The sequence below is a fragment of the Hyphococcus luteus genome (genome assembly GCF_002943565.1).
Taxonomy (GTDB): domain Bacteria; phylum Pseudomonadota; class Alphaproteobacteria; order Caulobacterales; family Parvularculaceae; genus Hyphococcus; species Hyphococcus luteus.
In genome coordinates this window covers 340,362-361,475 of the sequence record NZ_PJCH01000015.1, presented here as the reverse complement: position 1 = coordinate 361,475, position 21,114 = coordinate 340,362, and the positions used below count along the sequence as shown (strand labels likewise).

At 55.6% G+C, this 21,114-nt stretch carries 20 protein-coding genes; 14 read left to right on the top strand and 6 right to left on the bottom strand.

Annotation, left to right across the window (positions count from 1 at the left end; translation table 11 throughout):
* Window positions 1-35: 35 nt before the first annotated feature.
* Window positions 36-374 carry a hypothetical protein gene (locus tag CW354_RS23535; protein ID WP_165793798.1) on the bottom strand — a complete coding sequence of 113 codons (339 nt, stop codon included), beginning with the start codon at window positions 372-374 and terminating at the stop codon, window positions 36-38.
* Here CW354_RS23535 and CW354_RS17860 point away from each other — a divergent pair.
* From CW354_RS17860 to CW354_RS17850, 3 genes are read left to right on the top strand one after another with little or no spacing between them, the layout of a single operon-like run.
* Window positions 373-2,448 carry a tellurite resistance TerB family protein gene (locus tag CW354_RS17860; protein ID WP_165793797.1) on the top strand — a complete coding sequence of 692 codons (2,076 nt, stop codon included), beginning with the start codon at window positions 373-375 and terminating at the stop codon, window positions 2,446-2,448. The genes CW354_RS23535 and CW354_RS17860 overlap by 2 nt on opposite strands.
* Window positions 2,448-3,758, top strand: coding sequence for an ATP-binding protein (locus CW354_RS17855; RefSeq protein ID WP_104831430.1), 1,311 nt, complete (start codon window positions 2,448-2,450; stop codon window positions 3,756-3,758). Before CW354_RS17860 ends, CW354_RS17855 begins: the two co-directional genes overlap by 1 nt.
* A complete protein-coding gene (locus CW354_RS17850) occupies window positions 3,709-5,946 on the top strand; it encodes a DEAD/DEAH box helicase (protein WP_207764896.1) in 2,238 nt (745 codons plus the stop codon). Before CW354_RS17855 ends, CW354_RS17850 begins: the two co-directional genes overlap by 50 nt.
* A gap of 56 nt (window positions 5,947-6,002) precedes the next feature.
* Here CW354_RS17850 and CW354_RS17845 read toward each other — a convergent pair whose 3' ends face one another.
* From CW354_RS17845 to CW354_RS17825, 5 genes are read right to left on the bottom strand one after another with little or no spacing between them, the layout of a single operon-like run.
* Window positions 6,003-6,548, bottom strand: coding sequence for a 3'-5' exonuclease (locus CW354_RS17845; protein WP_104831429.1), 546 nt, complete (start codon window positions 6,546-6,548; stop codon window positions 6,003-6,005).
* Window positions 6,545-7,708, bottom strand: a complete 1,164-nt coding sequence (locus CW354_RS17840; protein WP_104831428.1) for a hypothetical protein — start codon at window positions 7,706-7,708, stop codon at window positions 6,545-6,547. Before CW354_RS17840 ends, CW354_RS17845 begins: the two co-directional genes overlap by 4 nt.
* Window positions 7,708-8,604, bottom strand: coding sequence for an AAA family ATPase (locus CW354_RS17835; protein ID WP_104831427.1), 897 nt, complete (start codon window positions 8,602-8,604; stop codon window positions 7,708-7,710). Before CW354_RS17835 ends, CW354_RS17840 begins: the two co-directional genes overlap by 1 nt.
* Complete coding sequence (locus CW354_RS17830; RefSeq protein WP_104831426.1) at window positions 8,601-9,095, bottom strand: HORMA-1 domain-containing protein; 495 nt, start codon at window positions 9,093-9,095, stop codon at window positions 8,601-8,603. The genes CW354_RS17835 and CW354_RS17830 overlap by 4 nt, the downstream gene beginning before the upstream one ends.
* A 2-nt stretch (window positions 9,096-9,097) precedes the next feature.
* Entirely contained in the window at window positions 9,098-10,042 is a 945-nt protein-coding gene (locus tag CW354_RS17825; protein WP_104831425.1) for a CBASS oligonucleotide cyclase, read from the bottom strand.
* Window positions 10,043-10,246: 204 nt separating this feature from the next.
* Here CW354_RS17825 and CW354_RS17820 point away from each other — a divergent pair, with 204 nt between their 5' ends.
* From CW354_RS17820 to trbL, 11 genes are all read left to right on the top strand, one after another.
* Window positions 10,247-11,311, top strand: a complete 1,065-nt coding sequence (locus tag CW354_RS17820; protein ID WP_104831424.1) for a helix-turn-helix domain-containing protein — start codon at window positions 10,247-10,249, stop codon at window positions 11,309-11,311.
* A gap of 3 nt (window positions 11,312-11,314) precedes the next feature.
* Window positions 11,315-11,812 (top strand): PIN domain-containing protein, encoded by a 498-nt coding sequence (locus CW354_RS17815; RefSeq protein ID WP_104831423.1) that lies wholly within the window; start codon window positions 11,315-11,317, stop codon window positions 11,810-11,812.
* A 179-nt stretch (window positions 11,813-11,991) separates the two neighbouring features.
* On the top strand, window positions 11,992-12,354 hold the full coding sequence (locus CW354_RS23175) for a hypothetical protein (RefSeq protein WP_133162365.1): 363 nt from the start codon (window positions 11,992-11,994) through the stop codon (window positions 12,352-12,354).
* A gap of 181 nt (window positions 12,355-12,535) precedes the next feature.
* Complete coding sequence (locus tag CW354_RS17805) at window positions 12,536-14,557, top strand: conjugal transfer protein TraG (protein ID WP_104831811.1); 2,022 nt, start codon at window positions 12,536-12,538, stop codon at window positions 14,555-14,557.
* Window positions 14,558-14,560: 3 nt separating this feature from the next.
* Window positions 14,561-15,007: a CopG family transcriptional regulator gene (locus CW354_RS17800; protein ID WP_133162364.1), complete on the top strand. Its 447-nt coding sequence runs from the start codon at window positions 14,561-14,563 to the stop codon at window positions 15,005-15,007.
* A complete protein-coding gene (gene trbB / locus CW354_RS17795; RefSeq protein WP_104831420.1) occupies window positions 15,004-16,008 on the top strand; it encodes a P-type conjugative transfer ATPase TrbB in 1,005 nt (334 codons plus the stop codon). Before CW354_RS17800 ends, trbB begins: the two co-directional genes overlap by 4 nt.
* The gene (locus tag CW354_RS17790) at window positions 16,005-16,331 is read left to right on the top strand and encodes a TrbC/VirB2 family type IV secretion system protein (RefSeq protein WP_104831419.1); all 327 of its coding nucleotides are present in this window, start codon (window positions 16,005-16,007) and stop codon (window positions 16,329-16,331) included. Before trbB ends, CW354_RS17790 begins: the two co-directional genes overlap by 4 nt.
* A 12-nt stretch (window positions 16,332-16,343) precedes the next feature.
* Window positions 16,344-16,598 carry a VirB3 family type IV secretion system protein gene (locus CW354_RS17785; RefSeq protein WP_104831418.1) on the top strand — a complete coding sequence of 85 codons (255 nt, stop codon included), beginning with the start codon at window positions 16,344-16,346 and terminating at the stop codon, window positions 16,596-16,598.
* On the top strand, window positions 16,592-19,021 hold the full coding sequence (gene trbE, locus CW354_RS17780) for a conjugal transfer protein TrbE (RefSeq protein ID WP_104831417.1): 2,430 nt from the start codon (window positions 16,592-16,594) through the stop codon (window positions 19,019-19,021). The genes CW354_RS17785 and trbE overlap by 7 nt, the downstream gene beginning before the upstream one ends.
* The gene (gene trbJ / locus CW354_RS17775; protein ID WP_104831416.1) at window positions 19,018-19,749 is read left to right on the top strand and encodes a P-type conjugative transfer protein TrbJ; all 732 of its coding nucleotides are present in this window, start codon (window positions 19,018-19,020) and stop codon (window positions 19,747-19,749) included. The genes trbE and trbJ overlap by 4 nt, the downstream gene beginning before the upstream one ends.
* Window positions 19,750-19,764: 15 nt before the next feature.
* Window positions 19,765-21,114 carry a P-type conjugative transfer protein TrbL gene (gene trbL / locus CW354_RS17770; protein WP_104831415.1) on the top strand — a complete coding sequence of 450 codons (1,350 nt, stop codon included), beginning with the start codon at window positions 19,765-19,767 and terminating at the stop codon, window positions 21,112-21,114.

Below are 21,114 nucleotides of genomic sequence, written 5' to 3'. Positions count from 1 at the left end.
GTTTTTCGGTATCCGGCTCTTCGGCACCCCTGATTTCATGTTACGATTGGCAAATATATGGCATTGGCGCTCGTCAAGAGATGGGACCAACGCGAATCGCCTTCAGATCGCCCGATATGCGTAAATGTACTCTCCCAATGATGGTCAAAATCACTAATAATGCCGCCAATATTCTGAAATACTGATTCTGGGCGGTGACTTTCAATGTGGTGGCTTTTGATCATTGCCGGAGTGGCCTTGTTCTTTTTCTTCAATGGCCGGAAGAAGCCGACGGCCTCACGCCTGAAAAGTGCTGTGCCGCCACAGGCGGTAGCCTCGCCCCGGTCGCAAGCAAAAACGCCGCCCCGGAAGTCCGCTTCCAAAGGTCGTCCCATGAAATGGGTGCCGAAAGGTGACGCCGTCATCATCCAGGGCGTCAGAATTGACGGAGGAATGATCTATGTGGGCGAACGCAATCGCCCGGGAGATTCAGACCGCCCTCAGAACGCGCTGATCAATCCGTCCTTGTCAGCTTCTGGCTCCGCACGCGATCCCGGCGGGGACTCGATGCCGTATTGGCCATCTTACTCAGAGATTGAGCCGCGGGCTCGGGGAACGTATCTCGAATGGTTGGCGAGCGGGCGCGACGATCCTGAAATTGGCGTCGGTTATGTATTTTTGTACTTCTACGGCCTCGAATACCGGCTGTTCTTTGAACAAGCAGAGGCAGAGGCCGATGAAATTCTCGCTGAAGTAAAGCGCCTTCTTTCAATTTACGGCGGCAATAATTCGTTCCGCGGCTATGCCGAACGGTTGCTCGATGCGGCGGGATTTTTGACGACAAAGCTTGATCAAAGACCTCCGGTCGAACCGCCACGCTCTTCACTTTTCGAAATGCCGTATGACGTACGAGCATACCTTGGCCGAAAGGTGCTGGATGGCGAGAACCTCGACGCCGATGACGCCTTGCTCTGGATGGTCTCATCACCGGCCGTACAGCTTCGGACGCCTGCCATCCGATGTTTCGATGAACTGGGCGCGCTTTGGAATGTTCGGTTTAACAAGCGGTTTCCAAACGGCATAAAGGTCAAACCGCCGAAAAAGAAGCTATCCCTGGATTATCAGGCTGCGAGCGGCCGTTTTAACGCATCGATTTCGGGAAAAGGCGACAATCTGCCGGACATTGGGGCGCTGACGGCGCCAGTGAACAAGCTGAACGGGCTTCTCGCCGAGTGTACTAGCGAACTTGATGCTTACAGCCGCTTGATTGGGCGTTCACCAGAAGCGAAAGGAACGATCGACGCTGCAGCGTTGCTTCCGGCGGACCTCATGGATGCGCCATCCGCCAATCCGCTGAAGGAAATTGCCTCCGTGATTGTAGCGCGCCTGTCTGAGAAGAAATCCGGATGGATGCCGGTAAAATCATTGCTCGAGGCGATTGATTTGGAGGTTCCGAAAACCGGAAAAATTCCTGCAGCGACGCTGAACAAGCTGGGGGCCGTGCTTGATAAGTTGGGACTGGGATTCGAGCCTGACCGGCGGTTGGGAAGCATGCCGCCGGGCCCTGACGACATCGTCGTTTTGTTTGAAGGGAAGGGCGGGGTTATTGACGCTGATGGCGATCCTTATCGCGCGGCGAAGACGGTAACAGAAATTTGCGCGCTTGCTGCTGGAGCAGACGGCGAGATCGCCCAGGAAGAGATTGAGCATATCAAATCTGAAATCCTTTCTGTGCCCGGCCTTTCAGTTGACGAACGTCAGCGTCTTTTCGCTTACGCAAAAGCCCTCTGCCGCAATGCACCGCGTCACCAGCCGGTTTTGCGGAAATTATCCAAAGCTGATGAAGAGATCAGAAAGACGATCGCAAGATCGGCGATTGATGCAGTCCTCGCAGACGGCCGGGTCGAGCCCGCTGAAGTGAAATATATCGAGCAACTCTTCCGTACCCTCGGCTTCCCGACCGAAGACGCCTACGCTGCCTTGCATCGGGGCGCTGCTGGTTCCGATGAGCCGATTGCTGTCAGGCCGGCGACTCCTGAGCCTGGTACGTCCGTGCCCCCTTTACCCGGAATGGCGGCGGAGAAAGCGGGGTCAATCGATCGCCAGAAGATTGAGCGCATCACCAAAGAAACAGCGCAAGTGGCGGGGCTTCTCAGCGAGATATTCGCCAGTGAAGACGAGGAATTCGTTCAGCCGCCCTCGAAAGCTGCAGACAACATGTCGTTGCGATTTGAAGGGTTGGATCAGCAGCATGGCGAATTGTTGAGTTATCTGATTGCGAATGGCGAACTGTCGCGCCCTTCCTTTGAAAGCGAAGCGAGGCGGCTGCAATTGCTCCCAGATGGCGCGATGGAGACCATCAATGAATGGGGCTTTGATGTTATTGGCGAGCCGGTTCTCGATGCAGAAGATAATATTTGCATTGTGAGCGACCTCTTTGAGGAAATTCAAACGCTGGAGAAAAGATGATGGCGAAGTCTCCGAAGATCCGCACACGAGAAAGAGACACAATTGTTCAGGCGCTTGCGGCCGGTGTTGTGCCGCGCATCGGGCTTCAACACATTCAGGTCGGACGGGCCGCAGAGTTGAATGCGCTGGTGCGCGATATAGACCGAATTGCCGAGGACGGGTCCGCTGTGCGATTCATTATCGGCGAATACGGCGCCGGCAAGACATTCTTTTCAAACTTGGTGCGCTTGATTGCGCTTGAAAAGAAGCTGGTCACCGCGCATGCGGATCTTGCGCCGGATAGGCGCCTTCATGCGACCGGCGGGCAGGCGAGAACGCTCTATGCGGAGGCGGTCAAAAACCTCTCGACCCGCACTAATCCTGACGGGGGAGCATTGCAGAATATCCTCGAACGCTTCGTAACCGAATGCGTGCGACGGGGCGAAGCGCAACAAAAGCCAATCGAAAAGGTCATAGATGAAAGGCTGGCGGCGTTGCAGGACCTTGTAGGCGGTTATGATTTTGCAACCGTTGTTAAGGCCTATTGGCGGGGCAGCGAGACCGGCGACGATGTGCTGAAGGCAGGCTCCCTGAGGTGGCTGCGGGGTGAGTTTTCAACGAAAACAGAAGCACGACAGGCTGTCGGTGTCAGGACCATAATAGACGACGCCTCGATCTATGACGGCTTAAAGCTTCTCTCTGAGTTCGTGAGACTTGCAGGATATGGCGGATTGCTCATCGTATTCGACGAGATGGTCAATCTCTACAAACTCCAAAGCGCGCAAGCGAGAAAGCAGAACTACGAGCAAATCCTCAGAATGTTGAACGATGTTCTTCAGGGGAACGTCGGCGGCATTGGTTTTCTTTTCGGCGGGACGCCTGAATTTTTGATGGACCCTCGCCGCGGCCTTTATAGTTATGAAGCCCTGCAATCAAGGCTTTCGGAGAATACGTTCGCCGTAGACGGTCTTGTCGACATGACGGGACCGATCGTGCGGCTTCAAAGCCTGACCCCCGAAGAACTCTATGTGCTGCTCCAGAATCTGAGGCACGTCTATTCGGGCGGGAATGAAAAGGCGTATCTTGTTCCGGATGAGGCGCTGGAGGCTTTTATGGAACATTGCAGCGAACACGTCGGGGAGGCTTATTTCCGGACGCCCAGAAATACGATCAAGGCCTTCGTTCACATGCTGGCGGTTTTAGAACAGAACCCGCAGACAGAATGGCGGGCGCTGCTCGGCGCTACGGATATCGCTCCCGATGAGGAGGAGGAAGGGGTGGATGACACCGCATCGGATGGCGATGATGAGCTCACCTCCATCACCCTCTAAGGCATTCGACCGGCTGCATCCGGAAGTCCAGCGATGGATCTGGGAGAAGAAGTGGCGGGCGCTTCGCGATATCCAGGATCGCGCAATTCCCGCAATTCTTGACGGGGAAGGGGATGTCCTGATTTCCGCCTCGACGGCGGCGGGAAAAACCGAAGCGGCCTTTCTGCCGATCCTGACGGCGATCAAGAACGAAGATGCGCCCGGACTCTCCGTATTGTGCGTCAGTCCTTTGAAGGCGCTGATCAACGACCAGTTTCAACGGCTGGATCTGCTTTGCGAGCGGATGGAGATTCCTGTCGTTCGCTGGCATGGCGACGCCCCCCAGGGAGCCAAGCAAAGAACTCTCAAGGAACCGCGCGGCGTCGCCATCATTACCCCTGAATCGATTGAAGCCCTGTTCGTTCGCAAACCCGCCGCTGCTCGAAAACTCTTTGGCAGCCTGCGGTTTGTCGTCATCGACGAACTACATGCATTTCTGCACGGGCCGCGAGGGCTTCATTTGTCGAGCCTGCTCACGCGTATAAACGAGCTAAACCAATCGAGGCCGCGTCGCATTGGCCTGTCAGCGACCATCGGCGATCTATCCGCTGCCGCTCGATGGATGAATTGGCGGCACCCGGAAGAGGTTTTCATCCTTGAATCTTCTGCTGAAAAGCGCGAGCTACAATTGCAAATCCGAGGCTATGAAGAATTACCGCCGGCTTCTTCCGCCAACGAGATGGATTTGGAGGACGACAAGCACTCGGCGATTGCCCGAATTGCCGAGCATATGTTCGGGCGCCTTCGCGGCGAGAACAATCTTGTCTTCGGCGGACGCCGCGTTGACGTAGAGGTGATCGCCGACCGCCTTCGTCAACTATCGGAAGACGCCTCCGTTCCCAACGAATTTTTCGCGCACCATGGCAGCATCTCTAAAGGACTTCGCGAAGATTTGGAGGCGCGTCTTCGCAGAGGCGATTTGCCGACGACGGCTGTGGCGACATCCACGCTGGAGCTTGGGATCGATCTTGGATCGGTAAAAAGCGTAGCGCAATATGGTGCGCCGAGATCAATCAGCTCCCTGAAACAACGATTGGGTCGGAGCGGGCGCCGCGAGGGATCGCCGTCGATACTTCGCATTTACGCGAGGGAGCGATTTGTCCGCAACGGAGATGATCCTATTGACCGGTTGCGGCTTGAGATTGTGCGGGCGGTCGCTGCGGTTCGTTTGCTCATTCGCGACCAGCTTGAGCCGCCTGCTGTCGACGACTCGACAGCAACTGTCATTCTTCACCAAACACTTTCGGTCATAACCGACCGAGGCGGCGAACGAGCCGACCGGCTATACAAAGCGATTTGCGACGCCGGGCCCTTGTCATCTTTTTCCACTCAGGATTATGCGCGGCTATTGCGCCATATGGCTCATCCGGATGTTAAGCTCATCGAGCAAGCGCCCGACGGCGCTGTCATGCTGGGCGAGCTAGGAGAAAAGATTGTCGATAGCCGCAGCTTCTACGCAATTTTTCCGACGGATCAGGAATGGCGTCTCATCCACAAGGGAGAGTCGCTTGGGACTCTTCCTTTGAGCAATATTATCAGCATCGGCAGCCTAATCTTGTTCGCCGGCCGGAGGTGGCGCGTCGTTTCGGTGGATGATCCAGGCAAAGTGCTTGACGTTACGCCTCATAAATCGGCGCGCCTTCCAAAATTCGAATCTGCCTTTTCAGAATCAGTCAGCGACGAATTCGTTGCAGAAATGCGGACCGTGTTGCGTGGGGTAGATGAGCCTCCTTATCTTGATAAGGAGGGATTGCGGCTGCTCGGCGAGGCGAGGGCGGCCTATCGGGAATTCGAGATTGACTCCGTTAGAATTTTAAGTGTCGGCAGAGACACGCATCTGTTCTTATGGCGTGGAACCGCGGTCACGAATGCATTCGCTATTGCCTTGCAAGCCGCTGGCCTGGAAAGCGAACCGCATGATCTTGGCGTTACGCTTCCGGAGACTAGCGGGGATGAGGCCAGAGCGATTGTTCAACAGATTTCGCGCGCAGCCGGCCTGACGGCGCAAGAACTACCAGGTTTCGTAGAGAATATCCAATCAGCTAAGTATGACAATCTGATCAGCGAAGAGATTCTCAGAATTGAATGGCGCAAACGGAATGAAGCCTGCTGTGATGAAATTTCTACTGTCGCAAGGGAACTGATTTAGGCAACATTTGCCGTGCTAAAAATACTCTTTGTAAGAATATTCGTAATGTCCGTCACTCATCGAACGCGTACCCTGATTAATCGAAATAGCTCCGCCTGAAATAACGCGTCAGAAAGCGCGTTATGATTTCCGCGCCGGCTTGGACGGAGCGCTTCCGTCATGAGACTTGATTTCGTCTCAGCCCACGGGCATCCGGTCGCACCCATATATAGAGCTTTGATATCAAGCGCTGCAAATCCGAACGGGTTATTACCGAGATAGCGGTGAAAATAATAATTAACGAAAGACCAGTCGAAGGGAGCATTGAACCCCACAAAAACAAGATTGCTTTCCTTGTCCGAAATCTTCTGTAACCAAGATGCAAATTTTCTCATCGCGGTCTCAGGCTCGGTGCCAGTGCGAGCAAGTTCCTCCAGAGAAAACCCGCTGATGTCGAGCGCTTTCGGGTCTGCCCGATCGGTAATCGGCCTCAGCTCGCATTCAAAGGTTTTGCGATCGTCCGCGATATTGCAGGCGCCGATCGATAGCAAGCTAAATTCCCCCGGTATCGGACCGGACGTCTCAACATCGACCGATATGAAGATTTCCCGTGAGCCGATCACGATACAAGCATCTGGTTTGATACAAGAGGCGGGCGGGATTGAATCACCGTCCAGTGTGCTCTGAATTCGCGGCGTCGTTCTTCTGCGCTCCCACTGGCGGACCAGTGGTGTCCTCCGACCGTCGTAATGTCGAAAGGCACATCTGCGCCTTCCTTGGCCATAATCATGGTGGGCAGACATCGGCCGAGCGCATAACCGAGTTCGATGAAGCAATTCGGACGGGCGCCGGTGATGTCGGCGAGAACGACGTTGCTTCGATACAATTTCTCAAAGATTTCCTTATCAAGAGTTGCGTATTCGTAAGGCTGCGTTCCATCAACGACAACAATCTTAAAGCCAAGCTCGCCTTCAATCACTGGCTGGACGACATTGTCGAAAAAATCCTGAACGGCAGCAAAATCCGGATGTTTCTTGTTCAGCAACCTGACGGCGAATGCGCGCGGCGCCTCAAGCGCTTCCAGCAATTGCAAAAGTAGAGAAACGCGATCTTCAATAGGCTGTCGCTTAGAGAAATTAATTCTATTCATCCAGGCATGGGCGCTATTCCCACTGGTTCGGAACAGCTTCGGCGCGTCGGCGCTGGAAAGTCCAAGCGAAAATAGACGGCGCGCACCCTCGGTAGGCGGAGTGATCGGGTTCGAGAGCGGGATAACCGGCTTGCCAGCATCGTGATACAGATTTGCTAAGTAGAGAACGCCTTCAGAACCTCCGATAGCAATAAGGATATCACCCAACCGCGCTTGCGCTTCCATTCTTTTGCTATTCATATTCCAGTGTGAGACATTTTCGATCTGCACAATATCCGACGTTCGCACGCTATCCCAGAGGGCTTCAAATTCACGCGGAATCTGGTCTTCGGTTTTGTGATGCTGAACGGCCACTGCGAACGGATTGGACGCGCCAGTGGGCCGCAACGCCAGACTTTCATACAAGGTTCGCCAAACGAGCCAGTCGAAACAAATTTCCTGATTATCCGCCGCTCGCCTTTTTTCTGCGTCAACCGGAACAACAAATCCTGCCCCTCGCTTGGTAAGCTCTTTCACCAGCTCCGCTATAAGCCGCCTTGCGTCATCTACGTCTTCAGCAGACGCCGATGACGGATCGCCGGCGATGCTCCCTGCGATATGGATGCGCCTTCCAAAAAGCGGAGATCGCAGCATCAACAATCCTCTACAATGGGCGATGGCCGGATCTGCCCCACTGCGGTCTTCAAATGATCGAACGTAAGCGGGCAGTCCGGAAAGGCCAGGGCCAAGGCCATCGGATAAAGGCGCGTCCTGATGTCGGAATACGTCCAAACCGGCCCGCCGTTGATAGCCCCGGTTCTTTCAACGAGATACGCAAATTCTGCGTCAGATAAATTGAGGCCTTCAAGATCCATGGCCAGTAGGCGGCGGCGTTCGCTGTCATCGGGGCGCTTAAACTCTTCAATAATGGCCGCGCGACGCTGCAAAGCGGGATCGAGAGCGGAAACGCGATTGGTGCACAATATGGTGACGACGCGCCCGCCATAATTGCGCAGCTCGTCAATGCCTTGAATTAGCGTGTTTACGGCGACTTTATCTTCGTGGTGGCTATGCTCCTGCGAACGCGCGGCGGCCAGAGAATCGCCCTCGTCAATAATAAGAATAGCGCGACGATTTTTGCCGGCGGACTTCGCGATCTGTTCAAATGCTTCTGAAAGAAGCGTTCCCATCTCGCCGACTTTGCCGCTTCCTCTGACCCTGTTGCTCATTTTGAACAGGACGGAGTCTTCCGTCCGGCTTTCCTTGACCAGACGATTTGCAGCGCATTCCGCCATTGCTGTTTTCCCGGTTCCGACATCGCCGTAAAAGATGGCTAACGGATACTGTTCGGTAACGAGTTCGCACAGATCGAGCCGCCCTTTATGGTGCTTCTTGTTCCACTGCCTTAGCTCGTCAATCTGCAAAAGGAGCCTGAATTGATTCCTGATGCGTCTGTAGCGTTCGTCGAATCCGAGGAGCGTCTTCTCTTTTCGATCGAAGCGGTCATCAGGAAGCGCGACCTGACTGTCAAAAATTCGCGTGCCGGTCATGCCGCATAATCCTGACGCTGCAAGCCCCATCCGTTGCTTGCATAATCACGCCCGCCTGTACGTGAGAGGCCGACGTGGCTCGTGTCCGCATTGGTCGGGCTCCAGCCGACTTTGAATTTCTTTTTCATCCGCTCACGTGCGGCGTCGTCATAATCAGAAGTGTAGCTAATAACGATGCGAAGATAAGCATTTTCAACCTGCGGCCACATCACGCCGCCGGGACGCACCATCGTCAAATCATTCGCTGCGGTATTAACGATATACTGGCAGGCCCTGACCTCTACGTCCGCGCTGAGCAGGGTAAGATCGACTTTTTTCAGGTAGCCCTCTTTGGCCAGCAGTTCGACATCATGAGCATAGTCACGCGCCTTGGCCTCCGTGATGGCGCGGGAACTCTGCGCAATCATCACAATATCCGCCGTAAAGCGTCGAACTACGGTGGCGATATCCGTAGTTGTATAAGTTTCGGTCTCAGTAACGGCGTAACTCATGCCTATTCCTCTGTCTTAAAGCGCGGTCCGAATAGTTCCTTCCAGACGCCGTGGTCGTTTTCCGCGGACGCAAAGTTCGCAGTCTCCCATGCGGACTGCGCCGCTGCGACGATTTCTTTCCGCTCGGCCTCAGTAATGCGGGAGGCGACATTGTTGCTGCTGCAAACGGGGTCCAAAATAACGACAGGATCGTCAAATTCGCCGAGCGGCTTGGTGTTCTCCGGGAAACTGATGATTTCCTTCAGTTCCGACTGGGCGATATAAAGCAGAAACCGCCTGAAGCGCTGCTCAATCGAACCGTCGGCGCCTTCTGCGTCGAGCAATTTCGCGATGATAAGTTCTATGGCGAACGATTTCAGCGCTTTTAACTCAGCGTGGTTGCGCCATTTTTTTCCAAGGCGGACAAGCGTCCTGTAATGATTGTCCTGATCCTTGCGGGTACGGACAAACTGAATCTGGCACGGCGCGCAGGTCTCCATTTTTGATCCGCTATGAATGTCATACTGCCAGCCATAACCGTCCGCCCCATCGTCTTGGATAACTGGCACGACATCGACGCTAATGCCGCTGGCGATAAAGTTTACGGTGGTGGCTTTCCGCTGCAGTTCGAAATCCTCGACTTTCTTGCTCGGATATATTTTGACCAAGAGATCGAAGATCGTGTCGTTTAACGACTGCAGCGTTTCCTCGTCGGCGTCCTTGTCCGCCACATAAAAGACCACGTCGACATCGACCGGATCTGACGAGGTTTTGCGCAGGATCGTGTGTTTTGCAAAAGATCCCGCCTTAACGACTTTAGTGATCTTAATTTCGGTCTTGTCGCGAATGCTTTTTTTCAGTTCATCGACCAGCCGATCGACCTGCTGATGATATTCCTTCCGCTTGTCGCCAGGCAGTCTCAGCACATTGCTGTCGTAAAAACTGAGTTCCGTGTTCGTCAGCGGCACGGCGCGGCCCCTCCTATTTGAGCCCTTCGGCGGTTGCGGACCCAAGAACGGTCCTTTTCTGCCAATTTGTCGCGGTTTACAAATTGAGGTAATCAGATGAGCAATGCCGATAGAATAAGCCATATTTGAGGTAATTCAAGGGGTGCAGTTTACAAAAAATTAGAAATACCCATATATGTAAACCGGGGGATCGGAGATGAGGAAATGATCGGACAAAAGCTCAAGGTGGCGCGGGCGGCGGCAGGCTTGTCCCTGCGGGATCTGTCGGCGCGCATCGGCGGCCGGGTCACGGCCCAAGCCATTGGAAAGTACGAGCGGAATGAGGATATGCCGAGTTCTGGCGTACTGATTGCGCTCGCCCGCGCTTTGGGGGTTTCTGAAGACTATTTGCTTAGCGCTTCCGAACTCGCTCTTGAGGGTGCGGAATTCCGGAAAAAAGCTGGTTCGTCCGCCCGTGAAGAGGCTGCGCTAGAGGCGCGGGCAATCCATTTCATGGAGCGATATCTCGCAATTGAGGATTTGCTGAATTTACGAAGCGTCGAATGGGAGAAGCCATGGAGCGCCCCCTATCCAGTGAAAGAGTTGCGGGATGCGGAAGACGCCGCTCGTTCCGTTCGAGAGGAATGGGGCTTGGGGAACGACCCTATCCCGAATCTTGCTGAACTCCTTGAAGAGCGGGGAATCAAGATACTTTCGCTTGATCTCGACGACATTGACGGCTTGGCCGCCAAAGTGCGCCGGAAAGACCGTGAGGCGGCGAGAGTGATAGTTATTAAGAAAAGCACGTGGTCCGAGCGAAAGCGATTTAATCTCGCGCACGAACTTGGGCATATGGTGATCGATCCAGCGCAAGGGCTGGATGAAGAAAAGGCTGCCCATCGTTTTGCTGGGGCGTTTCTGATTCCGGCAGATGTTCTGCGTTCTGAAGTCGGCGCCAAAAGATCGTCGATAAGCTTGGGCGAATTGGTTGCGTTGAAGCAACGATTTGGCGTGAGCATCCAGGCAATCGCCTATCGGTGCAAAGATCTTGGAATATTGAATCAAGCTGCGTTTGCTCGGTTGTTCAAAATCTTTGCGCAACGGGGATGGCGAGCGCCGCCCTATGAAGAGCCGGGACGGCTTGATCCTGAAGTTGAAGAGCCAAAGCGCTTTGAGCGGTTATGCTATCGTGCTCTTGCAGAACGAGTGATTGGCGAGTCCCGCGCTGCGGAGCTGCTGGGAATTTCGGTTCGCGAATTGGACGCTCGTCTGGACCAACAGGCGGCCTAGCGTGTGGCGATCCTAGTTTCGGATACGTCGGTTCTTATCGATTTGGAACGTGGGTCGCTCCTGGAGGCGCTATTTCAATTACCTTATCAATTTGCTGTGCCCGATCTTCTATATGAACGCGAACTTGTTGGTCCGTTCGGAGAAACGCTGAAATCGTTGGGGCTCGTAGTTGAGGAACTGACCCCCGACGAAGTTTCGCGAGCTACTCTGGTTCGGCGCGAACGGGCAACGCTATCGGCGCCTGATACATTTGCATTCGCTCTGGCGGAAGCCCGGACTTGGGCTTTGCTAACTGGAGATGGTGAATTACGCAACTTGGCGACCGCCGAAGGCGTCGAATTCCATGGCGTGCTATGGCTGATCGATCAATTCGAAGCAGAAGCCACTATTGCAGTTGAAGACTTGCACGCAGCACTGACGGCTATTTCATCACATCCGCGGTGCCGTTTGCCAAAGGCGGAAATTAAGAAAAGACTAAATAGACTGGCTCCTGGTGGCTGATCAAATCCAACCACTAACAAAAGACTGATCTTGCGGAATAATGTCTCATGAACTCAGGTCGAATTTTGACGCTCGACAACAATGAATTTCGATTTTACGACGCGGGCAGTTACGCCGACTTGTTTGTAAATGCTGACCGATCACGTTGTTGGAAACTATTTCGAAAATTGCCCGAGAATATGAGATCATTTGATGTCTTTGAGAGTGAGCTTGCTGCATACGAGATTGCAACTAAATCGACTGCCTTACGGAAACTGGTCCCTCAGCTTTATCGGTCACGAATAGCTTCGATCGAAGTTATAGAAATAAACGGTCAAAGCGTGACATCTGAATACTTTGGAGGACTGAATTATGAGCTCGAGTTCATCAATAAGCCATTTCAAAAATTTGGTACTCTGTCTTGGGATGATGCTCGCAACCTTCGCGAGATCTTTTTTAATGAAGGTATAAAACATCTGAGTGACGCTTCGATTGCAGAGGATGTGAATTCGCCAAAAATAATAGATTTTGCAGTTCAAGAATATGAAATTTGGCACGAATGAGTACTTAAGTTAGATGGCGTTGGTGTGCTATGCCATCTTATTTTTAAGGCGGAATAACGATAGGCCCTATGTCACACGAGTCGTCCCTAACAATCCCTACGTAAACGCGAGTGACTTTTTAGGCTCGGTAGACCGATGATTGATTCGCGAAACGCCGCAAAGCGGTTGCGAGAATTCAATCATGACGCCGACGAAAATACTTATTGGTCAAGCGATAATTGTCTTTCTTATTATCGGCGCGGCGCTTTGGTTTGCGACTGCTTATGTCGCTGGCGCATTGGGGTTTGATCGTGCGCTAGGCACGCCCTGGTTCGTCGCTTTCGATTTACCCGTCTATTATCCTTGGCGGCTTTTCGAGTGGTGGTACGCGTTTGAGCCTTATGCGCCAGATGTGTTCATGCGTGGCGGCGGAATTGCAGCCTCCGGCGGCATGTTGGGTGCGGCGGCCGCCATTGCCGGTTCTGTATGGCGCGCTCGTCAAACAAGAAATGTAACGACATTCGGTTCTGCGCGATGGGCTCGCCGCCAAGACATCGCGCATGCCGGCCTTTTCGATGCCCGAGGCGTATTCTTGGGAAAATGGAAGGGCCGGTATCTGCGCCATGACGGCCCCGAACACGTCATGGCGTTCGCCCCGACCCGGTCCGGGAAGGGAGTGGGACTGGTTGTCCCGACGCTCCTCTCCTGGACCGGGAGTGCGGTTATTCACGATATCAAAGGCGAAAACTGGCAGTTGACCGCCGGATGGCGCTCGCGATTTTCGCACTGCCTTCTGTTCGATCCGACCAACTCGCTTTCAGCAAAATACAATCCCTTGCTTGAAGTGCGCCGCGGCGACCAGGAGGTACGCGATGTTCAGAACATAGCGGATATTCTTGTCGATCCGGAAGGATCACTTGAACGCCGCAGTCATTGGGAAAAGACAGGCCACGCGCTTCTTGTCGGCGTCATCTTGCATGTTCTTTATGCCGAAAGCGAAAAGACGCTGGCGCGCGTTGCCGCGTTTTTATCTGACCCCTCGCGCAGCTTTGAGCGCACGCTCAAAGTGATGATGATCACCAATCATATCGGAACGGTCGAGGCGCCAAAGGTTCATCCGGTGGTGGCGCAAGCCGCGCGAGAACTTCTCAATAAGTCCGAAAACGAGCGCTCCGGCGTTTTATCGACGGCGATGAGCTTTCTAGGGCTTTACCGTGATCCGACCATCGCGCGTGTCACGAGCCGTTGCGACTGGAAGATTGACGATCTGATGAACGCTGAGCGGCCGGTCTCTCTTTACCTCGTCGTGCCGCCTTCCGACATATCGAGAACCAAGCCGTTGGTGCGCCTCATCTTGAATCAGATTGGCCGCCGGTTGACGGAGGAACTGGAGAGCAACGCTGGCGAGAGCGCGCATCGGTTGCTGATGATGCTCGACGAGTTTCCGGCGCTCGGGCGGCTCGATTTCTTTGAATCGGCGCTTGCCTTTATGGCCGGCTATGGCGTTCGCGCTTACCTGATCGCTCAGTCGCTGAACCAAATCGAGAAAGCGTACGGCGCCAATAATTCCATATTGGACAACTGCCACGTGCGCATTGCCTTTGCGGCGAATGACGAACGAACAGCCAAGCGCATTTCGGACTCGCTAGGCACAGCGACGGAACTCCGCGCCCAGAAAAACTACGCCGGTCACCGGCTCGCCCCATGGCTCGCCCATGTCATGGTGTCGCGTCAGGAGACTGCCCGGCCGTTGCTGACGCCCGGCGAAGTCATGCAGCTTCCGCCAAATGAGGCGATTGCGATGGTGTCGGGTGTCGCGCCGATTCGCGCCCAGAAACTTCAATATTTCCGGGACCAGAATTTCATCGCCCGTTGCCTCGCACCGCCTGACATCAGCGCGGACGGTGATTTCTACACAGATGCGCCGAGAGCTCGTGATGACAATTGGTCCGGCATCGTCGCCAGAACGGATGCGCGTCTCAGCCAACCCTGGTTCGATATGGTCAAAGGCGAGGGCGATAATGACGATGGCGGACACGCCATGCAGCATGAATTTGCCATGCCGACCCCGAACAAGTCCGACCCTGAATCTCATGATCCGTCGATATCGGAGAATGATGACGACGTTGCGCAAGCCAAGAAGCTTCAGGATATCGCGAGGACCGCGACGCAGCGCGCCGCCGTCATGGACCGGCACCCCGACAGCATTACGCCGAGTTTTTAAACCATGAAAAAAGCAAGACTGCAGGTTCGATTGGGAGAAAAAGCGGAAACGCTCTTGTCGCGCGCCGCGGAGCGGCCGGGCGTCACCAAGGCGTCGATTGTGGAAGCGGCGATTGTCGAGCTTCTAAACCCCAAAGAAGATTCTCAGGAATATGCAGCGCTCATAAAACGGCTCGACAAATTGACGCGAGCGATGGAGCGCCTTGCCGACGACGCATCCGCACAGACCGAAACGCTTGCGCTCTACATTCTCTACTATCTCTGCATCACGCCGCCACTGCCGGAGCAAAACCGCGCCGCCGCAGAAGCGTTGGGCCATAAGCGGTTCGAGCGGTTTATCTCGCAGGTCGGCGATCGCCTCATGGGGCAGGAGCGATTCACCGACACGCTGCTCGAACATATGGGCTTGACCGCGGCGACAAGTGAACAGCGCGGGGAGGCGGTCCAATGACCAACCTCCAGGGTCAACAACACACTGCGCGGGTCGCGTCTCGCCGGATTTCGATGCTTAAGACTGCGTTTGGGCCGGCAATCGCCAGCGCGCTTGACGATGATAGCGTGACCGAAATCATCGCCAATCCCGATGGCGCGTTGTGGATTGAGCGCGCCGGAATTGGTCGTGAACGAGCGGACGCGCCAATGTCGGCGGCCGATGTTGAGCGGATTATCCGGCTTGTCGCGTCGGCTCTCGATACGATCTGCGATCAAGAGCACCCGATCATCTCCGGAGAACTGCCGGGAACCGGCGAACGCTTTGAAGGGGTCCTGCCTCCAGTCTCAAGCAACCCCGCATTCACAATCCGAAAGCCCTCGAAGATCGTCATTCCTCTCGACGATTATGTGATGGCCGGAGTCATGACGCAATGCCAGGCGCAGGTTCTAAGTTCGTCCGTGCGCATGCGGAGCAGTATTCTTATCGCCGGCGGTACGGCGTCCGGCAAAACAACTCTGGCGAACTCACTTCTTGCTGAAATCGCAGAACGCAATGAGCGAGTTGTCATTCTCGAAGACACGCGCGAGCTGCGATGCGAAGCGAGAGACTCCATCGCCTTGCGCACATCGCAACGCGTGACGCTTGAAGCGCTCGTTCGTTCGACCATGCGGTTGCGGCCGGACAGGATCATCGTCGGGGAGGTCCGCGGCGGCGAGGCGCTCGATCTCATGAAGGCTTGGAACACGGGCCATCCGGGCGGCATTGCGACTATTCATGCGAATTCAGCAGTCTTGGCGCTTGCACGTCTGGAGCAACTGATTGGAGAGCGATCGCAAAGCGCATCGCAATCCCTGATCGCCCAAGCCGTCGATGTCGTCGTCTTCATCGAGAAGACGCAAGAAGGGTGGCGCGTTACCGAAATCATTCGCGTCACAGGGCATGATCGACAGCAAGGCTACATGCTGGAGCCAGCCGACGCGCCTGAACTTTTTATCGTCAATAACGGAGACCATTCATGATCGCTCGCAACTATTCTCGCGCCCTTCACCTGTCGGCGTTGCTTGCCGTCGCCCTGTTGTTCTTCAGCGGACATGCTCACGCTGCGGGATCCGGCATGCCGTGGGAAGCGCCACTGACGCAAATTCTCGCCTCGATTGAGGGGCCGGTAGCGCGGATCGTCGCTGTGATCATCATCATTATCACCGGACTGTCGCTCGCGTTCGGGGATACCTCTGGCGGGTTCCGCCGCCTCATTCAGATCGTTTTCGGGCTTTCGATCGCATTCGCGGCGACGAGCTTCTTCCTCGCCTTTTTCTCCTTCGGCGGCGGCGCGCTGGTTTGAAGGAGGAAGACAATGGTCGAAGGTTACTCCATCCCCATTCATCGCAGCCTTACGGAGCCGCTCTTAATGGCGGGCGCGCCGCGCAGCATCGCCATCATCAACGGCACCATCGCCGCAGCCATTGGTCTCGGCATGCAAATGTGGGCGGCAGGCATCGTGCTGGGACTGATCGGACATGCCGCGGCGGTTTGCGCCGCTAAGAAAGACCCGAAGTTTCTGGAGGTAGGTGTTCGACACTTGAAGCAGGGCGCGTATCTTTCATGCTGAATCTCGCCGAATATCAAAAACGTCCGAAGCGCCTTGCCGATTATCTCCCCTGGGCGGCGCTTGTCGCGCCGGGCATCGTCCTGAACAAGGACGGCGCGCTGCAACGGACTATCCGTTATCGCGGACCTGATCTCGAAAGCGCCAGCCCTGAAGAACTTCTCAGTTATACGGCGCGCGTAAACAATGTTCTGCGCAGGTTCCGATCAGGCTGGGTGTTGCATTTTGAAGCGGCCAGGATTCCCGCGTCGGATTATCCGACGAGCGCGTGGCCGTGCCCGTTATCATTCCTCATCGACGAGGAGCGCCGCGCTGCATTTGAGTCGACCGCGGAATATTTCGAATGCGAATACTTTCTCACCTTTGCTTATATGCCGCCGGCCGACCGGACGGCGCGAGCGGAGCGGGCATTCCTGAAACAAGACGAACTTGCCGCTCCGAACCATGCGGGCGATCGTCTTGGCTATTTTGTTCAGGAGACAGACAAAGCGATCGATCTCTTGGCGCTGGCGATGCCAAAATGCCGCCCGCTCGATGATGATGAAACGCTTGCCTATCTGCATGCGTGTGTTTCTTCAAAACGGCACGACATCGTCGCGCCGGAAACGCCTCTCTATCTGGATGCGCTGCTGGTCGATGAACCGCTAACCGGCGGTCTGGAGCCAAAACTCGGTGAAGCTCACCTGCGGGTGATTTCGGTCCTTGGTTTTCCGCCGGCCAGCGAACCGGGTTTCTTGGATAGCCTCAATGCGCTCGCGTTTCCTTATCGCTGGACGACAAGGTTCATAGCCATGGATAAGGCGAGGGCGTCCGCTGAACTCGCCAAATACCGCCGCCAGTGGTTCGCCAAACGCAAATCCATCGCAGCAATCATCAAAGAGACACTGTTCAATGAAGCCAGCGCCCTCGGTGATACGGACGCCGACAATAAGACAGCCGATGCGGACGCCGCGCTGCAGGAACTCGGCGCCGACGACGTTTCTTTCGGGTTTCTAACGACGTCGATTGTCGTACACGATCAGGAGCGGAGCGTTGTTGACCAGTGCGTGCGGGAAATCGAACGCGTCTTAAACGAACGCGGTTTCGTGACCATTCGCGAGTCTGTGAACGCCGTGGATGCATGGCTCGGCAGCCTGCCCGGACATCTCTACGCAAATATCCGCCAGCCGCTCGTGCACACGTTAAACCTTGCGCATATCGCGCCATTGTCCTCCGTTTGGGCGGGGCCGGCGCGCAACGATCATCTGGAGGGACCGCCTTTGGTCCTGGCGACGACGCGCGGCCATACGCCGTTTCGGTTGTCGACCCATATTGGTGATGTCGGTCATACGCTGATCGTCGGTCCAACTGGCGCCGGGAAATCGGTGCTTCTCGCTTTTATCGCGGCGCAGTTTCACCGTTATGAGAATGCGCAAGTTTTCGCATTCGACAAAGGCCGCTCGATCCGCGCTGCATGCCTCGGTCTTGAAGGGGTCGTCTATGATCTCGGGTCCAAAGCGGATCTTTCCTTCCAACCCTTGCGCGATCTTGAGGCGCCGGAAGACAAGGCGCGCGCCCAACGCTGGTTGCTCGGTTTGCTGGCTCAGGAAGGCGTGACAGCCGATCCACCAATCAAAGAGGCGGTTTGGTCGGCGCTATCCAGTCTTGCCGCGGCGCCGACCGCCGAGCGCACGCTCACTGGCTTCTCGCTCCTGGTCCAAGACCGGAGTCTCCGCAATGCGTTGAAGCCTTTCACCGTGGAAGGAGCGTTCGGCGACCTCTTTGACGCAGATAAAGAGGTGTTTTCGTTTTCGAATCTCGTTTGCTTCGAGATGGAAGAGCTTATGCGACAGCAGTCGGCTATCGCACCAGCGCTTACCTATCTCTTTGATCGACTGGAAGAGCGGTTCAACGGAAATCCTACGCTGTTGTTGTTGGACGAAGCCTGGCTCTTTCTCGACAATCCAATGTTTTCGGGAAGAATCCGAGACTGGCTGAAGACGCTTCGCAAGAAGAATGTTTCTGTCATCTTTGCGACCCAGTCGCTGAGCGACGTGCAAGCCTCCCCAATTGCGCCAGCCATAATAGAATCCTGCCCGTCGCGAATATTCCTGCCCAATCCGCGGGCGCGAGAGTCGAGCATCTATTCGGCATATGCGAATTTTGGACTGAACGGCCGGCAAATCGACATCATCGCAAGCATGACGCCCAAGCAGGAGTATTATTACCAGTCTCCCGTCGGCAATCGCATTTTTGATCTTCGATTGGGAGACATTGCGCTTGCTTTTTGTGGCGCCTCCTCGCCGCAGGATCACCGGCTCATCGACAAAATACTCTGCAAGGCGAGCGACGCGCCCTTTGCACAGCAACTGCTTGCCGCAAAAGGGCTCGACTGGGCCGCCGCTCTCTTGCCGGAACCATCATCGTCGAAAGGAGAAAGAGAATGAAACGCAAAATGAAAACCCTTGTTTCAACGCTTGCGCTGGCGATCGCGGCGAGCATTGCGCAGGCGCCCCCGGCCAACGCCTTTATCCTGGGCGGGATCGTTTATGACCCGACGAACTACGCACAGAACCTTCTGACAGCCGCGCGCACGCTTGAGATGATCAACAATCAGATCAAGCAATTGACGAATGAAGCAGCGATGATCGCCAATCAGGCGAAAGAGCTGACACAGCTTCCTTATTCGGCAAAGGCGGCGTTGAAGGCGCGCCTTGTTGAGATCGACAAGTTGATCCAGACCGCCAACGGGCTCGCCTATGATGTCGCCACCATCGACGCCGCCTTCAAAACCCTCTTTCCTCAGGATTACTCCGCTTTTTCCAACCTCGCCATGGGCGCGGCGGCGAACGCTCACTGGAAAGAAGCGAGCAGGGCGTTGAATGACGCCCTCGTCATACAGGCGAAGGTGACTGAGACGATTGCCCTCGACGTGTCGACGCTGGAAGAAATCGTAACCGAGAGCGAAACCGCCATCGGCGGCCTGCAGGTGGAGCAGGCCGGAAACCAGCTGCTAGCGCTTCAAACCAAGCAGTCGATGCAGACCGCGCAATTACTGGCGGTTCAGTATCGCGCCGAGGCGCTCGATCGCGCGCGCCAGCTGCAGACGGAAGAACGCGCCCGCATTCATCGCGGACGCTTCCTCGGCGACGGCTCCGCTTATACGCCCTCTTAATCAACGAGCACGCCCATGGACGACCTCAACGTCATCGACGATTTCACCAGCACGTTCATCGCCTATATCGATAGCGGCTTTGGGCTGCTTGCCGGCGATGTCGGTTTTCTGACCGCTGTCCTGATTGGCATTGATGTCGTCCTTGCAGGGTTGTTCTGGGCGTTTGCCGGCGAGCAGAATGTCCTGGGTCAGTTCATCAAAAAGGTGCTCTATGTGGGCGCGTTCGCTTTCATCATTAACAATTTCGCGTTGCTCGCGAATATCATCTTTTCGTCTTTTGCTGGGCTCGGCCTGGTGGCGACGGGAACGTCGCTTACCGCAGCGGACCTTCTAAAGCCGGGTTTTGTTGCAGCGACAGGATATGACGCGGCCTACCCGCTCCTGGAGGAAGCCAATTCGCTAATTGGTTTCCCGAGTTTCTTCACCAATTTCGTCACGATCATGATCATTCTGCTGTCATGGGTGATCGTGCTTTTCGCCTTCTTCATTCTCGCCATTCAGCTTTTTGTCACAATCATTGAATTCAAGCTGACGACGCTTGCGGGATTTGTCCTCGTTCCTTTTGCGCTTTGGAACAAGACGTCGTTTCTTGCGGAGCGGGTGCTTGGCAATGTCGTCGCGTCCGGCGTCAAGCTCATGGTTCTCGCCATCATCGTCGGCATCGGCTCGACCATATTCGGATCGGTCACATCTACGTTCACGCCCGGATCGGTGACTCTTGAACAGGCCGCGTCAACGATACTCGGTTCTCTCTCGTTGTTGGCGCTTGGCATTTTCGGACCTGGGATCGCCACAGGGCTTGTCGCTGGCGCCCCGCAACTCGGCGCAGGCGCCGCCGTTGCTACGGCTGCAGGCACAGGTGCTGCAGTGATAGGCGCAGGCGCGCTTGCGGCGTCCGGCGCCCGTGCCGGCGTCACCGCCGGTCAATCGGCCGTGCGGGCGGGCGCGTCCATGGCTGGCGGCGCGAGCGCTGCTTACTCGCTTGGCCGTGTCGGCGCCGGCGATGGCGGGTGGCGTTCAACCGCCGCCGGCGTCGGTGCTGTCGCTCAGGCGGGCGCCGCTGGCGTTGCTGACCGCGCTCGCAGTTCCGTATCGCGCGCAATGGGCTCGCCGGGCGAAGCCTTTCAATCGGGCGCGCGGCGCGCATTTTCGTCAACCGGCGGATCAATCAACTCAACCCTTTCGGCAGCTAAAGACATACCCGGCGTTAAAGACGCAGCGGCAAATAACGCGCCGGATTGGGCGCAACGCATGCGCCGCGAACAGGGATTACGGGACGCAGGCCTGACGGCGACACACATGGTCGCTTCGGGAGACCGACCGGGTTCCGGCGATGCGCCAAAACTTCGACAGGACGAGGAGTGA

Excerpts from the sequence above, each read along its gene's own strand:
- CW354_RS17835 (WP_104831427.1), bottom strand. The coding sequence starts at position 8,604 with ATGACCGGCACGCGAATTTTTGACAGTCAGGTCGCGCTTCCTGATGAC.
- trbJ (WP_104831416.1), top strand. The coding sequence starts at position 19,018 with ATGAAACGCAAAATGAAAACCCTTGTTTCAACGCTTGCGCTGGCGATC.
- CW354_RS17800 (WP_133162364.1), top strand. The coding sequence starts at position 14,561 with ATGAAAAAAGCAAGACTGCAGGTTCGATTGGGAGAAAAAGCGGAAACG.
- CW354_RS17785 (WP_104831418.1), top strand. The coding sequence starts at position 16,344 with ATGGTCGAAGGTTACTCCATCCCCATTCATCGCAGCCTTACGGAGCCG.
- CW354_RS23175 (WP_133162365.1), top strand. The coding sequence starts at position 11,992 with ATGAGATCATTTGATGTCTTTGAGAGTGAGCTTGCTGCATACGAGATT.
- CW354_RS17790 (WP_104831419.1), top strand. The coding sequence starts at position 16,005 with ATGATCGCTCGCAACTATTCTCGCGCCCTTCACCTGTCGGCGTTGCTT.
- CW354_RS17855 (WP_104831430.1), top strand. The coding sequence starts at position 2,448 with ATGGCGAAGTCTCCGAAGATCCGCACACGAGAAAGAGACACAATTGTT.
- CW354_RS17840 (WP_104831428.1), bottom strand. The coding sequence starts at position 7,708 with ATGCTGCGATCTCCGCTTTTTGGAAGGCGCATCCATATCGCAGGGAGC.
- CW354_RS17850 (WP_207764896.1), top strand. The coding sequence starts at position 3,709 with ATGACACCGCATCGGATGGCGATGATGAGCTCACCTCCATCACCCTCT.
- CW354_RS17805 (WP_104831811.1), top strand. The coding sequence starts at position 12,536 with ATGACGCCGACGAAAATACTTATTGGTCAAGCGATAATTGTCTTTCTT.
- trbL (WP_104831415.1), top strand. The coding sequence starts at position 19,765 with ATGGACGACCTCAACGTCATCGACGATTTCACCAGCACGTTCATCGCC.
- CW354_RS23535 (WP_165793798.1), bottom strand. The coding sequence starts at position 374 with ATGGGACGACCTTTGGAAGCGGACTTCCGGGGCGGCGTTTTTGCTTGC.
- CW354_RS17820 (WP_104831424.1), top strand. The coding sequence starts at position 10,247 with ATGATCGGACAAAAGCTCAAGGTGGCGCGGGCGGCGGCAGGCTTGTCC.
- trbB (WP_104831420.1), top strand. The coding sequence starts at position 15,004 with ATGACCAACCTCCAGGGTCAACAACACACTGCGCGGGTCGCGTCTCGC.
- CW354_RS17830 (WP_104831426.1), bottom strand. The coding sequence starts at position 9,095 with ATGAGTTACGCCGTTACTGAGACCGAAACTTATACAACTACGGATATC.
- CW354_RS17860 (WP_165793797.1), top strand. The coding sequence starts at position 373 with ATGAAATGGGTGCCGAAAGGTGACGCCGTCATCATCCAGGGCGTCAGA.
- trbE (WP_104831417.1), top strand. The coding sequence starts at position 16,592 with ATGCTGAATCTCGCCGAATATCAAAAACGTCCGAAGCGCCTTGCCGAT.